This window comes from Pseudomonas sp. NPDC086581, assembly GCF_044746165.1.
In the GTDB taxonomy this organism is placed as follows: Bacteria; Pseudomonadota; Gammaproteobacteria; order Pseudomonadales; family Pseudomonadaceae; genus Pseudomonas.
Map to the genome: position 1 here is coordinate 343,536 of NZ_JBIVBR010000004.1, position 13,772 is coordinate 357,307.

A 13,772-nucleotide genomic window follows, 5' to 3' on the forward strand; every position below is an offset into this window, starting at 1 on the left:
TTGCTAAATCTATCCCCCTTTTTCTCTAAGGATATAAGGGCAGTGAGAAGCAATATCCTTACAATTGGAGTCCTGCTGTCGGTATTTCTCACGATGGGCTGCAAGTGGGATGTGACAGGTACTTGGACTAACAGCTACAAGCTTTCGAATGGAACCATGGTGTCTACGCTGCAGATACAGCCTGGTGGCTCATTCATTCAGACAAACAAGGTACTGCGGGTGTCGGGTGAAAGGGGAATTCAGTTTGTGTATGAAAGCAGGTGGTTGCTCGATGGCAAAACGCTAAAAACTCACAACGAGAGAGAGTATGTGAACTCGGCACTGCTCGGCGACTGTGGTCAAACGTTAACGCTCCTTGGTCCTGCAGGGCCGATCAAGAAGTACGAGTACCGACGTCCACAGTAGTAAAAATTTGAAAAAGGGGACGGCGGATTCAACTGGTCAGTGCAACAGCTCTCGATTCAGCTACTGATGAAGAGGGTGAAAGCAATGACAGGTGCGGCAATGAGCCAATGCGAACAAGAGCAGCTATGGACGGCGTGGCGAGCAGGTCAGTCGATGAGTGCCATTGGCAGACAGCTTGACCAGAGGCCTTCACAGATTTTCGTCCTCCTCAAACGCCACGGCGGCATACCACCTACTCGTCGTCGCCGGCGGGCCATTGCTTTATCTATCAGTGAGCGGGAAGAAATCTCTCGTGGATTGGCTAGCGGTCTTTCTCTGCGAGCGATTGCTTCCGGTCTAGGCAGAAGTCCTTCGACTATTAGCCGAGAAGTTAAATGTAATGGTGGGCAACGTAGCTATCGTGCCACCGTTGCGGATAGCGCCGCGTGGGCTAAAGCCTTGCGGCCCAAGGTTTGTTTGCTGGTGAAAAATCCAGATTTATCTCGCATCGTCTCTGACAAACTGGAGCAACGCTGGTCTCCGGCACAGATTGCCGGTTGGCTGCGCCGATCTTTTCCGGAGGACGAGCAAATGCAGGTGTCGCACGAGACTATCTACAAAAGCCTCTACATACAGGCTCTGGGAGCGCTGCGACAGGAACTGAGCGACTTCCTACGCCGTCGCCGCAAGTTTCGTCACGCCCGGACTTACACGACAAAATCTTCAACACGGGGACAGATTGTGGAGGGTATTTCTATCTCTGAGCGCCCCGCTGAAGTCGAAGACAGAGCGGTTCCAGGACACTGGGAAGGTGGCCTGATCAGCGGCCCTGGCAACAGTCATATGGCTACATTGGTTGAGCGGCAAACTCGCTTTGTCATGCTGGTGAAACTGGAAGGGAAAGATACCCTGAGCGTGGTTTCCGCCCTGTCACGGCAGATGCGAAACCTTCCAGTCCTCCTCAGACAAAGTCTGACTTGGGACAGAGGCGGCGAGATTGCTGCTCAAGGCATTCACGATGGCTACGGACATGCCGGTATACATCTGTGACCAACATAGTCCTTGGCAGCTAGGTAGTAATGAGAACACTAATCGATTACTGAGGCAGTACTTTCCAAAGAAGATGAATCTGTTTCAGATAACTCAAGTAGAGATGGATAAGGTGGCCACTGAGCTGAATCAAAGGCCACGCAAGACGTTAGAATTTCAGTCACCAGCGGAAAAATTATCCGAGCTGTTGCGTTGACCATTTGAGGCCAAGGTCCCCTTTTGCTTTTTATGATCAAAATGTTAGATTACTTTAAGTCTGGTTCTCCCGCTTCTAATATAGTTGGCGAAGGAGCGGTTAATAACATTTATATAAAAACCCAAGATGGATGGATGACTATCGCAGCAGGGCGCATAGCCCAACATAAGGGGTGGGAGTAATGTCTAGCGGACTACTTGTTCCAGTTAAATACAAAGAAGCCGAGGTGAATGGCGAAAAGGTCCTCGTCCCGGTGCTCTACCTCGCCCAGGCCGAAAACCGTCTCGGGCCTACCGGCGCACTGATCCAGGGCCAGGACGTCATTCTCATCAGCGGCGGCGCGCTCAACAACGCCGGCACCCTGCGCGCCAGCAACAACCTCAGCGCCAGTGCCGGCAACCGCCTCGACCTGCTCGCCGACAACAGCATCCGCAACGCCGCCGGCGGCATCATCGCCGGGCGTGACATCAGTCTCACCGCGCTCACCGGCGATGTGATCAACGAACGCAGCGTCACCCGCATCGACAGCGCGCAGAACGCCAACCGCACCTGGACCGCCAGCCTCGCCGACAGCGCGGGGTACGTCTGTTCCGTGGACACTTGTCACTTTTCCGCGCTTCGCCGACTCAGGCTACCCGCTCAGATAGAAACCGCGCAGTAACCCGTCCCAGGCTTCGACCATTCCACCTGTTTCGGCACTCGTTGGTAGGGCTGCCACTCCTGCAGCAGCACCCTCTCCGGCGGGCGAGGGTGTGTCTCGGGCTCAGGTATCAGGGCGGGTCGGCGGCCACTTCCAGTGGTGTGAGCGGGAAGGTGTTGCCGGTCGGTTCTTCCAGCAAGGCCATGTAGTGTCGGCCCTTATCTTCCACCGTGACCTTTCGGCCTGCCTCCAGCGGGAGTGTCGGGCAGAGCACGCGGAGTGGGTTCGCGTCGGGGAGCAGCAGGGCGTGGTGGGGAGCGCTTTCCTGGAATTTGCTGCGCAGGCTGAGGCGGCACGGGCGTGGTTGTGCGGACAGCCACGCGCCGCGCAGTTCATAGCGGTCGCCGCCGAGCAGGCGGAGGCTTTCCACCTGTGCCAGTTGCCAGGCGCCGCCGGGAGACAGGAGGAGGCCCAGCAGTTCGCCCACGGCCGGTGGCGGCGAGTCTTCCCAGTGCCCACTGAAGTGCTGCCCGGTGGTGCGAGGTTGCTCCAGCTGCAGGGTGGCAGGTGCGCTGGGCTTGGGCGAGGGTGAACTGAACTCGATGTCGCCCTGGTGCGCGACTAGCTCGTCCAGCCCACCGCGGCCGCTTGAGTGGTGGGACCAGACGTCGCTCTGGTGTTGCTGGCGCTGGAAGTGGCGGGCATCTAGGCCGGTGTCCTCGACGACGCCGAGGTGGGCGAGCAGGGCCGGGAAGCCGCGGCAGACCTGCCAGGGACCCGGGGCCGCCTCTGCCGTGCTCCAGCAGGCGAGCAGATGGGCGTTGAGATCGAAACCCGCGTCGCCGTTGCTGGCCGCAACGAAGCGCTTGAGCATATCCAGTAGTTCATCGAGCTTCAGGGCGAGGCCGCTACTGCTCGCGGCGTCCGGGTCAAGGAAGGGGCGGTCGCTCTCGCGCTCGAGCCGCCAGGCGTCGCCCGGCTGTTCCGGCCGGATGTGCACGATAGAGGCGAATACCTGGGTGGATTCGATCAGCGCCGGCAGGCTCTCTGCGGGGATTTCCAGCGGCCGGGAGCCGGCGATGAGCAGGCAATGCAGGTAGCCACCCGCGATGGTCTGGCTGCGCGGTTCGAAGGCTTCGCCGTCGCTGATGGGTAGGTGCTGGACTTCCAGCCCCAGGGCGCGCCCGTACAGCTGGTGCAGCAGGTGCCACAGGCCGGGCGGTGCCGGGTGCCGGTTCTGCAGGCAGTTGAAGTGGACTTCCTGGAGGCTGCGCACTATGCGTTGCATCAGCAGGGCAGCGGTCTTGCGCTCGGCGCGGCGGGTGCGCAGCAGGTGCCAGTAGCCGCTGAGCAGCCGGCGGTGGAGGGCGAGGATGAGCATTTGCGCCTTGTCGGCCCGGGCCTGGGCGAGCGCGTCGGTCTGCTCGCCGAGGAGGTCGCCGAGCTGGCGGCTGACGTCGAAGATTTCCGGGCGCAGGCGTTCGAGTTGGCGCAGCAGCTGGATGCCGGTCAGCGTCGAGCGGTTCAGTTCGATGGCCGTGCGGTACAGCTCCCGCGTTCGCCGCGCCAGATATTCGAGGGCGGTATCCATGTGTCTCGTGGCTCCGAAGCTTGCCGGCTTGGGCCGACCGTTCGGAGACTGCGAGATTCTCGGCGCTTTGCGATTCAGACGAATCTGAATGATGGGGAGTCATGCGTCACAGTAATAAAAAAGGGGAGGCCGGTGGCCTCCCCTTTGTGTTGCTCCAGAGGGGCGTCAGAGCACCCGCACGCTGGCGAAGGTGGATTCGCCCTGGGCCTGGCTGAGGGCCGAGATGGCCGAGGAGTTTGGCATGAGGGCCAGATCCTGTGGGATGGGCATGACCATGACCGGCTGGCCGATGGGCTGGCCCTGGCGCTCGTCGCGCGGCGGGATGCCGAAGTATTCGCGGTAGCACTTGGAGAAGTGGGGGGTGGAGACGAAGCCGCAGACCGAGGCGACTTCGATGATCGACATCGAGGTCTGCTTGAGCAACTGGCGCGCGCGGATCAGGCGCAGCTTGAGGTAGTAGCGCGACGGCGAGCAGTGCAGGTACTTCTGGAACAGGCGCTCGAGTTGGCGGCGCGAGACGTTGACGTAGACGGCCAGTTCGTCGAGGTCGATGGGCTCCTCGAGGTTGGCTTCCATCAGCGCGACGATTTCCTGCAGCTTGGGCTGGTTGGTGCCGAGCATGTGCTTGAGCGGCACGCGCTGGTGGTCCTGTTCGTTGCGGATGCGCTCGTAGATGAACATCTCGGAGATCGCCGCGGAGAGTTCGCGACCGTGCTCGCGGCCGATCAGGTGCAGCATCATGTCCATCGGCGCGGTGCCGCCGGAGGAGGTGAAGCGGTTACGGTCGATGGAGAACAACCGGGTGCTCATGGCCACGCGGGGGAAGGCTTCCTGCATGGCGGCCAGGCATTCCCAGTGCACCGAGCAGTCGTAGCCGTCGAGCAGGCCGGCGCGGGCCAGGGCCCAGCTGCCGGTGCATACGGCGCCGAGCTTGCGACCCAGGCGCGCCTGGGCCTGGAGGAAGGTGGTGTGTTCGCGGGTGACGCTGCGCTGGATGCCGACGCCGCCGACCACGATCAGCGTGTCCATCTGCGGGGCGCTGTCGCAGGCGGCGTCGGGGGTGATCTGCAGGCCGTCGCTGGCCCAGACCTGGCGGCCATCAAGGCTCAGGGTGTGCCAGCGGTAGAGTTCGCGTCCGGAGAGCTGGTTGGCCATGCGCAGCGGTTCCACCGCCGAGGCCAGGGAGATCAGGGTGAAGTTGTCCAGCAGCAGGAAGCCGATGGACTGCGGAGCTCGGTTTTGCGGGGGAACTCCGGGGTTGAACGCGTTCATTCGATCACCTCACGCTAGTCACAGTCGCCTCACGGGAGGCGTTTTTTATGCTTGTTGTTCTGTTCGGGAGTCCACCTCGGGCTGAGCCCGGGCTGTTCCTCTGTTCTCTCTGTCTATTAGCAAGGCAAATGCCGTGCCTAGGTTGAATGGCCGTTCAATTAAAAAAGAAAGCGGCATGGGAATGCCGCTTTTGCAGGCCTGGATTGCGACGCCTCGCAGGTCGCAAATACGCATGGATCGGGGCCTGGGGTTTTTGGTAGCACTCACCGGTCACGCGACCGGCGGTGCCCTGCGCGGAACGGTAACGCCCCTTGTGCTGTCGGGACGGGCGTACCGTTTGCGCCATCAGGGGGCGCGCCGGGGCTGGCGTGGTCGATTGGGGGTCAGCATTCGATGATGCTGACGGCCAGTCCGCCGCGCGAGGTTTCCTTGTACTTGTCGTGCATGTCGGCGCCGGTGTTGCGCATGGTGCGGATCACCTGGTCAAGGCTGATGAAGTGCTGGCCATCGCCGCGCAGGGCCATCTGCGCGGCGTTGATGGCCTTCACCGCGGCGATGGCGTTGCGCTCGATGCAGGGCACCTGGACGAGGCCGCCGACCGGGTCGCAGGTGAGGCCCAGGTTGTGTTCCAGGCCGATCTCGGCGGCGTTCTCCACCTGTTCGGGGGAGGCGCCGAGCACTTCGGCGAGGCCCGCCGCGGCCATGGCGCAGGCGGAGCCGACTTCGCCCTGGCAGCCGACTTCGGCGCCGGAGATGGAGGCGTTCTTCTTGCACAGGATGCCGACGGCAGCGGCCGCCAGGAGGTAGTTGGTGACGTCGTCGTCGCTGGCGTCGGGGTTGAAGCGCATGTAGTAGTGCAGCACTGCGGGGATGATGCCGGCTGCGCCGTTGGTGGGCGCGGTGACCATGCGCCCGCCGGCGGCGTTTTCCTCGTTCACCGCGAGGGCGAAGAGGTTGACCCACTCCATGGCGGAGAGGGTCGAGCCGATGACGTTGGGCTTGCCGATTTCCTGCAGGTTGCGGTGCAGGCGCGCGGCGCGGCGCTGCACGTTGAGCCCGCCGGGAAGGATGCCTTCGTGGCGCAGGCCGTTGTCGACGCAGTCGCGCATGGCCTGCCAGATGGTCTTGAGGCCTTCGCGGATGTCGGTTTCGCTGCGCCACATGCGCTCGTTGGCCATCATCAGCTCGGACACGCGCAGGTTGTGGCGGCGGCAGAGCATGAGCAGTTCGGCGGCGCTGGCGAAGTCATAGGGCAGCACGGTGTTGTCGGTGTCGAGGCTGCCGGAGGCGGCCTGTTCCTCGTCGACCACGAAGCCGCCGCCGATGGAGTAGTAGGTGTCGCTGTGCAGCACGTGGTCGCCTTCGATGGCAGTCAGGCGCATGGCGTTGGGGTGGTAGGGCAGGTTTTCTTCGAGCAGGCGCATGTCGCGGACCCAGTCGAAGGGGATCGCCCGGCTGCCGGCCAGCAGCAGTTCGCCGCTGCTGCGCAGCTGCGCCATGCGCGGTTCGATCTGGCTGGGGTCGATGCGGTCGGGCCATTCGCCCATCAGGCCCATGATCACGGCGCGGTCGGTACCGTGGCCGACGCCGGTGGCGGAAAGTGAGCCGTACAGGCGCACTTCCACGCGGCTGGTGCGTTCGAGCATCTGCCGCTCGCGCAGGGCGCCGACGAACAGCGCGGCGGCGCGCATGGGGCCGACCGTGTGCGAACTGGAAGGGCCGATACCGATCTTGAACAGGTCGAACACACTGATTGCCATGCCGGACTCCGGGCGAGCTGCACGTCCTTGAAGGAGGGGAGAGGCACGTCCCTGTGCCCGCGATGCCCGGCCATGATCGACCCAAGTCCGGCGCCGGCTGCGTCCATCGACGACGCGGCCGTATCCAATAACGCCGCCGCGCACCCTGTCGATGCGGGGCGTGCAGCCACCTGTTCCGGGGCCGACGAAAGCTTGCCTCTTTACGACGCGAGCGCCATGAACCACGACCGGTCGATAGGCGTGGGCGGCTTCGCTGTTCCATGATCCGCCACCGACGAACGGCCGCGTTCGCCCGTATCCACCCCCATTCTCCGCAGTCAGAGGCTGGTCTCATGAAGAGTCTTGTGTCGTCGCTGTTGGCGTTATCCGTGACCTTATCCGTAGTGCTTCCGGGCGCTGCGCGCGCCGCCGAACCCGAATCCTGCGCCGTGGTGCGCTTCGCCGATGTCGGCTGGACCGACATCACCGTGACCACTGCGGTGACCCGCCTGGTGCTCAGCCACCAGGGCTACCGCACGCAGGTGGTGCGGCTGTCGGTGCCGGATACCTACAAGGCGATGTCGGAGAAGAAGATCGACGTGTTCCTCGGCAACTGGATGCCGAGCATGGCGAACGACCTCAAGCCTTTCGCCGACAAGGGCCAGGTGGAAACCGTGGGCGCCAACCTCGAAGGCGCCAAGTACACCCTTGCGGTGCCGCGCTACGCCTATGAGGCGGGCCTGAAGACTTTTGCCGATATCGCAAAATTCAAGGAGCAGCTGGGCGGACGCCTCTACGGCATCGAGCCCGGCAACGACGGCAACCAGCTGATCCAGAAGATGATCAAGGAGAAGGCCTTCGGCCTGGGCGACTTCAAATTGGTGGAGTCCAGCGAGGCCGACATGCTGGCCTACGTCAAGCGAGCCGGGGCCTTGAAGCAGCCCATCGTGTTCCTGGGCTGGGAGCCGCACCCGATGAATACCCGCATCCAGATGAACTATCTCGAGGGAGGGGATTCCTACTTTGGCCCGAACTTTGGCGGTGCGACGGTCTTCACCAACGTCAGAGCAGGCTATCTTCAGGAGTGCCCCAATGTCGCGCGGCTGCTGAAGAACCTGAAATTCGACCTGGCGATGGAGAACCAGCTGATGGATGCGGTGCTCAACGAGCGACGCAACCCTCGCCAGGCCGCCAAGAGTTGGCTCAAGGCCAACCCGCAGGTGCTCGACGGCTGGTTGCAGGGTGTCGCTCCGAGTACATGGGGAGCGGCGCCAGGGGGCCAGAAAACCGCCGCCATGGATTGATCCAGGCCTCTGGAAGACGCTGGAACCGGGCCTTTCCACTGGATGCGACATGGCTGGTGCTGAATACGACTTCGCCTGCACTGGATGCGACCCACCCGGTAGGCGACGAAAATTTCCTGTTCCATGATCGTTTACGAAATGACAACAAAAGGACCTGCGCCCCGAGGTCCCACTCATAATTCTGACCGCCGCGCCCCATTGTGGGCAGCGCCGGCGCCCCACCCCGCAGAGGAGTACGCTCATGAAAGGTTGCAAGTCTTTGCTGCTGGCTGCTGTGTCCGTTTGCGCACCGCTGGCGGTTCAGGCCGCTGAACCTGAGTCGTGCGGCACGGTTCGCTTCTCCGATGTCGGCTGGACCGACATCACCGTGACCACCGCTACTACCCGTCAGGTGCTCGAGTCGCTTGGCTACACCACCAAGGTGACCATGTTGTCGGTGCCGGTGACCTACAAGTCGCTGGCAAACAAGGATCTCGACGTCTTCCTCGGCAACTGGATGCCGAGCATGGCCAACGACATCAAGCCCTACGCCGACAATGGCTCGGTAGAGACGGTGAAAGCCAACCTCGAGGGCGCCAAGTACACCCTGGCCGTCACCCAGGCCGCTTACGACGGCGGGCTGAAGTCCTTCGCGGATATCAGCAAGTACGCCGACAAGCTGGGCAACAAGATCTACGGCATCGAGCCGGGCAACGACGGCAACCGCCTGGTCCAGGGCATGCTGGACAAGAACCAGTTCGACCTGGGCAAGTTCAAGCTGGTGGAGTCCAGTGAGGCGGGCATGCTCTCGCAGGTCGGGCGCGCCGACCGCCGCAACCAGTGGATCGTGTTCCTGGGCTGGGAACCGCATCCGATGAACACCCGCTTCAAGATGAAGTACCTCGAAGGCGGGGACGACGTGTTCGGTCCCAACTACGGCGGCGCGACCATCTACACCAACGTGCGCAAGGGCTACGTCCAGGAATGCTCGAACGTCGGCAAGCTGCTGACCAACCTGACCTTCACCCTGGACATGGAAAACAAACTCATGGACGCCGTGCTCAACGGGGGCAAGAAGCCCGAAGAGGCGGCCAAAGCCTGGTTGAAGGACCATCCGGAACTGCTCGACGCCTGGCTCGCCGGCGTGACCACCCGTGACGGCAAACCGGCCTTGGCGGCAGCCAAGGTGGCATTCGCAAAGTAGTTGCCGTTGGCCGATTCCCTTAGCTTCTGATGGGCCCGCATTATGTTTCTGACTGACCACAAGCTACCGCTGGGCGAGCATATCGCCGCCTTCGTCGACTGGCTCACGCAACACGGCGCTTCGGTGTTCGACAAGATTTCCGACACCCTTGAGTTCCTCATCCATGGCGTCACCAACAGCCTGCTCTGGTTCAACCCGCTGGCGCTGATCGCGCTGATGGTCTTCCTGGTGTTCTACATCCAGCGCAGTTGGGGGCTAGCTGCTTTCGCCCTGGCTTCGCTGTTGCTGATCCTCAATCTGGGGTACTGGCAGGAAACCATGGAGACCCTGGCGCAGGTGATCTTCGCCACGGTGGTGTGTATTGCCGTCGGGGTGCCGCTGGGCATCCTGGCGGCGCACAAGCCCTGGTTCTACACCGGGCTGAGGCCGCTGCTGGACCTGATGCAGACGGTGCCCACCTTCGTGTACCTGATCCCCACCCTGACCCTGTTTGGCCTGGGTGTGGTTCCGGGTCTGATCTCCACGGTGATCTTCGCCATCGCCGCGCCCATTCGCCTCACGTGCCTGGGTATCCAGGACGTGCCGGCGGAGCTGATGGACGCCGGCAAGGCCTTCGGTTGCTCGCGCTGGCAACTGCTGACGCGCATCGAGCTGCCGCACGCCATGCCGAGCATCGGCGCGGGGATCACCCAATGCATCATGTTGTCGCTGTCGATGGTGGTTATCGCCGCGCTGGTGGGTGCTGATGGCCTCGGCAAGCCGGTGGTCAATGCGCTCAACACCGCGGACATTTCCCTCGGCTTCGAGGCCGGTCTGGCCATCGTCCTGCTCGCCATCCTGCTCGACCGGGTGTGCAAGCAACGTTCGCTGCGGGGGAGGTAAGTACTATGTCGGCGATTCGATTCGAACACGTGGATGTGATTTTCGGCACCCACACCAAGGAGGCGCTCAAGCTGCTGGATCAGGGCCTGGGCCGCGAGGAAATCCTCAAGCGCACCGGGCAGGTGCTGGGTGTGGAGGATGCCTGCCTGGATGTCGAGCGCGGCGAAATCTGCGTGATGATGGGCCTGTCGGGCTCGGGCAAGTCCAGCCTGCTGCGCTGCATCAACGGCCTCAACCGGGTCAGCCGCGGCAAGCTGCTGATCGAGCACGAGGGCCAGCAGGTGGATATCGCCAACTGCTCGCCGGCGGCGCTCAAGACCATGCGCACCAAGCGCATCGCCATGGTGTTCCAGAAGTTCGCACTGATGCCTTGGCTGACCGTGGCCGAGAACATCGGCTTCGGCCTGGAGATGCAGGGTCGCCCGGCCAACGAACGCAAGAAGGTGATCGACGAGAAGCTCGAACTGGTCGGCCTGTCGCAATGGCGCGATAAGCGCCCGGATTCGCTCTCCGGCGGCATGCAGCAGCGCGTCGGCCTGGCCCGCGCGCTGGCAATGGACGGCGACATCCTGCTGATGGACGAACCCTTCTCTGCGCTGGACCCGCTGATCCGCCAGCAACTGCAGGATGAACTGCTGGTGCTGCAACGGCAGCTGCACAAGACCATCGTCTTCGTCAGCCACGACCTGGACGAGGCGCTGAAGATCGGTACGCGCATCGCCATCATGAAGGACGGCCGCATCATCCAGCACGGCAAGCCCGAGGAAATCGTGCTCAGCCCGGCGGACGACTACGTGCGCACCTTCGTCGCCCACACCAACCCGCTCAACGTGCTGTGCGGCTCCAGCCTGATGCGTGGCCTGGACCAGTGCCGCCGCCAGGCCGACGAGGTGTGCTTCGACCAGGGCCGCGACTGCTGGCTGGGCCTGACCGAGTCGAACCAGATCAAGACCGCTCGCCAGGGCAGCAACATCATCGACCTGCAGCAATGGCGTCCGGGAGACCCGGTGGAAAAGCTCAAGCACGAGCCAACCCTGGTGGACGTCAACATCCGCATGCGCGACGCGCTGCAGATTCGCTACCAGACCGGTCACAAGCTGGTGTTGCAGGAGCAGAGCCGCGTCGTCGGCGTGCTCGGCGACAGTGAGCTGTACCACGCGCTGCTGGGCAAGAACCTGGGCTGATTGCCCGCCTGAACAAAAACGCCGGCTCCCTGGGAAGGGGGCCGGCGTTTTTGTTGGGGCTCTTTTGTAGGAGCGAGGAGGACGCCTGCAGATTTGGCATGGTGCCACGGCTGGCCCTCACCCTAGCCCTCTCCCAGGGGGAGAGGGGACCGCCCTCTGCGCTTGGAAAGCTTTGAGTTCGCCGGCTGCATTCGTCACAACCCCGTCACTCCGAACGGCTCCCTCTCCCTCCGGGAGAGGGCTGGGGTGAGGGGAGCCCCTGCACCGATGTTGCAAGGAAACGTAGGAGCGGACTCCGTCCGCGATCGCTCAACCCTGGGCACAGATCAGCGCTTGAGCTCCGCCAAACCCTTGAGCAGCGCCTCGTGGAAGCGCTTCGGGTCCTGGATCTGCGGCGCGTGGCCCATGTCGTCGAACTCCACCAGGGTGGCGTTGGGGATAGCTTTGGCGGTCGCCTTGCCCAGCTCGGCGTAGTTGCCCAGCTTGGCTTTCAGATCGTCCGGGGCCAGGTCCTTGCCGATGGCGGTGTTGTCCCTGGTGCCGATCAGCAGCAGCGTCGGCATCTTCAGCTGGCCGAATTCATAGACCACCGGCTGGGTGAAGATCATGTCGTAGAGCAGCGCCGAGTTCCACGCCACGCGCTCGTGACCGGCGCCGTTGAACAGACCGGCGAGCATGTTCACCCACTTGTCGTACTCGGGTTTCCATTGGCCGGCGTAGTAGGTCGCCTGCTCGTACTGGCGAATGCCTTCGGCACTCGTCTTCAGTTCGCGCTCGTACCACTGGTCCGGGGTGCGGTAGGGCACGCCCAGGGCCTTCCAGTCTTCCAGGCCGATGGGGTTGACCATGGCCAGTTGCTCGACCTGCTGCGGGTACATCAGCGCGTAGCGGGTGGCGAGCATGCCGCCGGTGGAGTGGCCCAGCAGGGTGACTTTGCCGATCTTCAGGTGCTCGAGCAGCGCGTGGGTGTTGGCCGCCAGCTGCTGGAAGCTGTACTGGTAGCGCTCGGGCTTGGTGGACTTACAGAAGCCGATCTGGTCCGGCGCGACCACGCGGTAACCGGCGTCGCTCAGGGCGGCGATGGTGGTTTCCCAGGTGCCAGCGCAGAAGTTCTTGCCGTGCAGCAGCACCACGGTACGGCCGTTGGGCTGCTTCTTGGGCTTCACGTCGATGTAGGCCATGTGCATGTGGTGGCCTTGGGACGCGAAGCTGTAGTGACCGACCGGGTAGGAGTAGTTGAAGCGCTCCAGTTCCGGGCCGTAGGTGGGTTTGGATTCGGCGGCGTGCAGCGGCAGGGCGGCGGCCAACAGCAAGGCGGGTAGCCAGCGGCGGGGCATCGGGAAGCTCTCCTGGGGGTGGGGCACGGGTCAGACAGCGGGAAAGGCCATAGGTTGGCAGATTTCCGGGCGCTTCGCCGCATCGGTTGGTATCGAAAACCCTACCGTCGTGCGCTGTGCGGGAGCAGCGGGTGTCAGGCCGCGCTCACGCCTCCGGTCAGCCAGTCAATGAACAGCGAGAACAGCTCCGCCTGGGAGTTGATCGCCAGCTTGGTGTAGAGGTGCTTGCGGTGCATGCGCACGGTTTCCGGCGAGATATCCAGCACCCGCGCGCTGGATTTCACCGAGTGGCCGCGCAACAGCAGGTGGGCGATTTCCCGTTCGCGCTCGGTGAGCAGGTCGGCGCCGAAGTTCATGAAGGCCGCGCGGATATGCCGGTTCAGCGGCGCCTGGGCGTCCGGCGCGCTGACTTTCACGCCGCGCCCGGCCAGCAGCAGGTCCAGCCCGCCATTACGCTCGAACTGGCGGAACAGCTCGCGCACCAGCGGCAGGGCGGTGGCCAGCAGGTCCAGCTGGGTCTCGCTGAAGCGTGCGCCGCTCTCGCCCTGGTACAGGCACAGCGAGACCTTGCGCGTCTCGCCCAGGTCGATGATGAAGTGACAGTCCTCGGTGCAGCCGAACTTGAGGTAGTAGGTCTTGTAGTACTCGCTGGCGAAGAAATCGTCCGGGGCTATGTCGGCCAGCGGGTAGAAGCCTTCGGTGAGGCCGTCTTCCATGGCCAGGCAGAAGGGGTCGAGCAGGTAGCCGCGGGCGTAGTAGCGGTCGACCAGGGCCTCGTGGTGGTCCGGGTGGACGCCGCGCTGGTACAGCGGTTGCGGCGGCTGACCGCGCTGTTCCAGGCCGAGCATCACCGACTCCACCGGCACCAGGCAGCCCAGGGCGTCGGCCAGGCGTTCGACGAAGGCGACTTCGCCGACGCTGGCCAGTGCGCGCGCCAGTCCCGCATGCCAGGCATGCAGGGCGGGTGCGTCGGAGGTTTCGCTCAGCGCCTGGGATTCGCTCATGTCCGG

General features: G+C 63.3%; 9 protein-coding genes and 2 pseudogenes. 6 read left to right on the forward strand and 5 right to left on the reverse strand.

Annotated elements, in window-relative coordinates; all coding sequences use genetic code 11:
• Positions 1–480 precede the first annotated feature (480 nt).
• Both ACIPK7_RS11320 and ACIPK7_RS11325 read left to right on the forward strand, forming a co-directional pair.
• A pseudogene (locus ACIPK7_RS11320) lies at positions 481–1,630 on the forward strand (IS30 family transposase).
• Positions 1,631–1,844: 214 nt separating this feature from the next.
• Positions 1,845–2,252 (forward strand): annotated as a pseudogene (locus ACIPK7_RS11325) (hypothetical protein); the annotation flags it as partial.
• Between the two features lie 148 nt (positions 2,253–2,400).
• Here the strand turns inward: ACIPK7_RS11325 and ACIPK7_RS11330 are convergent.
• The 3 genes from ACIPK7_RS11330 to ACIPK7_RS11340 form a co-directional block, all read right to left on the reverse strand.
• On the reverse strand, positions 2,401–3,861 hold the full coding sequence (locus tag ACIPK7_RS11330; protein WP_401087743.1) for a hypothetical protein: 1,461 nt from the start codon (positions 3,859–3,861) through the stop codon (positions 2,401–2,403).
• Between the two features lie 165 nt (positions 3,862–4,026).
• Positions 4,027–5,133 carry a GlxA family transcriptional regulator gene (locus ACIPK7_RS11335; RefSeq protein ID WP_024766695.1) on the reverse strand — a complete coding sequence of 369 codons (1,107 nt, stop codon included), beginning with the start codon at positions 5,131–5,133 and terminating at the stop codon, positions 4,027–4,029.
• A gap of 383 nt (positions 5,134–5,516) precedes the next feature.
• A complete protein-coding gene (locus tag ACIPK7_RS11340; protein WP_192435510.1) occupies positions 5,517–6,893 on the reverse strand; it encodes an L-serine ammonia-lyase in 1,377 nt (458 codons plus the stop codon).
• 332 nt (positions 6,894–7,225) lie between these two features.
• On the opposite strand from ACIPK7_RS11340, the gene ACIPK7_RS11345 reads away from it, so the two are divergent.
• The 4 genes from ACIPK7_RS11345 to choV all read left to right on the forward strand — a co-directional run bounded on the left by ACIPK7_RS11345 (position 7,226) and on the right by choV (position 11,425).
• Positions 7,226–8,176 (forward strand): choline ABC transporter substrate-binding protein, encoded by a 951-nt coding sequence (locus ACIPK7_RS11345; protein ID WP_401087745.1) that lies wholly within the window; start codon positions 7,226–7,228, stop codon positions 8,174–8,176.
• Between the two features lie 241 nt (positions 8,177–8,417).
• Positions 8,418–9,359 carry a choline ABC transporter substrate-binding protein gene (locus ACIPK7_RS11350; RefSeq protein WP_138213546.1) on the forward strand — a complete coding sequence of 314 codons (942 nt, stop codon included), beginning with the start codon at positions 8,418–8,420 and terminating at the stop codon, positions 9,357–9,359.
• 42 nt (positions 9,360–9,401) lie between these two features.
• Positions 9,402–10,241, forward strand: a complete 840-nt coding sequence (gene choW, locus ACIPK7_RS11355) for a choline ABC transporter permease subunit (RefSeq protein WP_401087747.1) — start codon at positions 9,402–9,404, stop codon at positions 10,239–10,241.
• Between the two features lie 5 nt (positions 10,242–10,246).
• The gene (gene choV, locus ACIPK7_RS11360) at positions 10,247–11,425 is read left to right on the forward strand and encodes a choline ABC transporter ATP-binding protein (protein WP_045213877.1); all 1,179 of its coding nucleotides are present in this window, start codon (positions 10,247–10,249) and stop codon (positions 11,423–11,425) included.
• A 326-nt stretch (positions 11,426–11,751) separates the two neighbouring features.
• On the opposite strand, the gene ACIPK7_RS11365 is transcribed toward choV, so the two are convergent.
• A complete protein-coding gene (locus tag ACIPK7_RS11365; protein ID WP_401087749.1) occupies positions 11,752–12,762 on the reverse strand; it encodes an alpha/beta fold hydrolase in 1,011 nt (336 codons plus the stop codon).
• A gap of 134 nt (positions 12,763–12,896) precedes the next feature.
• Positions 12,897–13,766, reverse strand: coding sequence for a helix-turn-helix transcriptional regulator (locus ACIPK7_RS11370; protein ID WP_192435507.1), 870 nt, complete (start codon positions 13,764–13,766; stop codon positions 12,897–12,899).
• Between the last annotated feature and the right edge of the window lie 6 nt (positions 13,767–13,772).

What these genes read in the sequence shown, in the direction of transcription:
- ACIPK7_RS11330 (WP_401087743.1), bottom strand. Translation starts at nt 3,861, where the DNA reads ATGGATACCGCCCTCGAATATCTGGCGCGGCGAACGCGGGAGCTGTAC.
- ACIPK7_RS11335 (WP_024766695.1), bottom strand. Translation starts at nt 5,133, where the DNA reads ATGAACGCGTTCAACCCCGGAGTTCCCCCGCAAAACCGAGCTCCGCAG.
- ACIPK7_RS11340 (WP_192435510.1), bottom strand. Translation starts at nt 6,893, where the DNA reads ATGGCAATCAGTGTGTTCGACCTGTTCAAGATCGGTATCGGCCCTTCC.
- ACIPK7_RS11345 (WP_401087745.1), top strand. Translation starts at nt 7,226, where the DNA reads ATGAAGAGTCTTGTGTCGTCGCTGTTGGCGTTATCCGTGACCTTATCC.
- ACIPK7_RS11350 (WP_138213546.1), top strand. Translation starts at nt 8,418, where the DNA reads ATGAAAGGTTGCAAGTCTTTGCTGCTGGCTGCTGTGTCCGTTTGCGCA.
- choW (WP_401087747.1), top strand. Translation starts at nt 9,402, where the DNA reads ATGTTTCTGACTGACCACAAGCTACCGCTGGGCGAGCATATCGCCGCC.
- choV (WP_045213877.1), top strand. Translation starts at nt 10,247, where the DNA reads ATGTCGGCGATTCGATTCGAACACGTGGATGTGATTTTCGGCACCCAC.
- ACIPK7_RS11365 (WP_401087749.1), bottom strand. Translation starts at nt 12,762, where the DNA reads ATGCCCCGCCGCTGGCTACCCGCCTTGCTGTTGGCCGCCGCCCTGCCG.
- ACIPK7_RS11370 (WP_192435507.1), bottom strand. Translation starts at nt 13,766, where the DNA reads ATGAGCGAATCCCAGGCGCTGAGCGAAACCTCCGACGCACCCGCCCTG.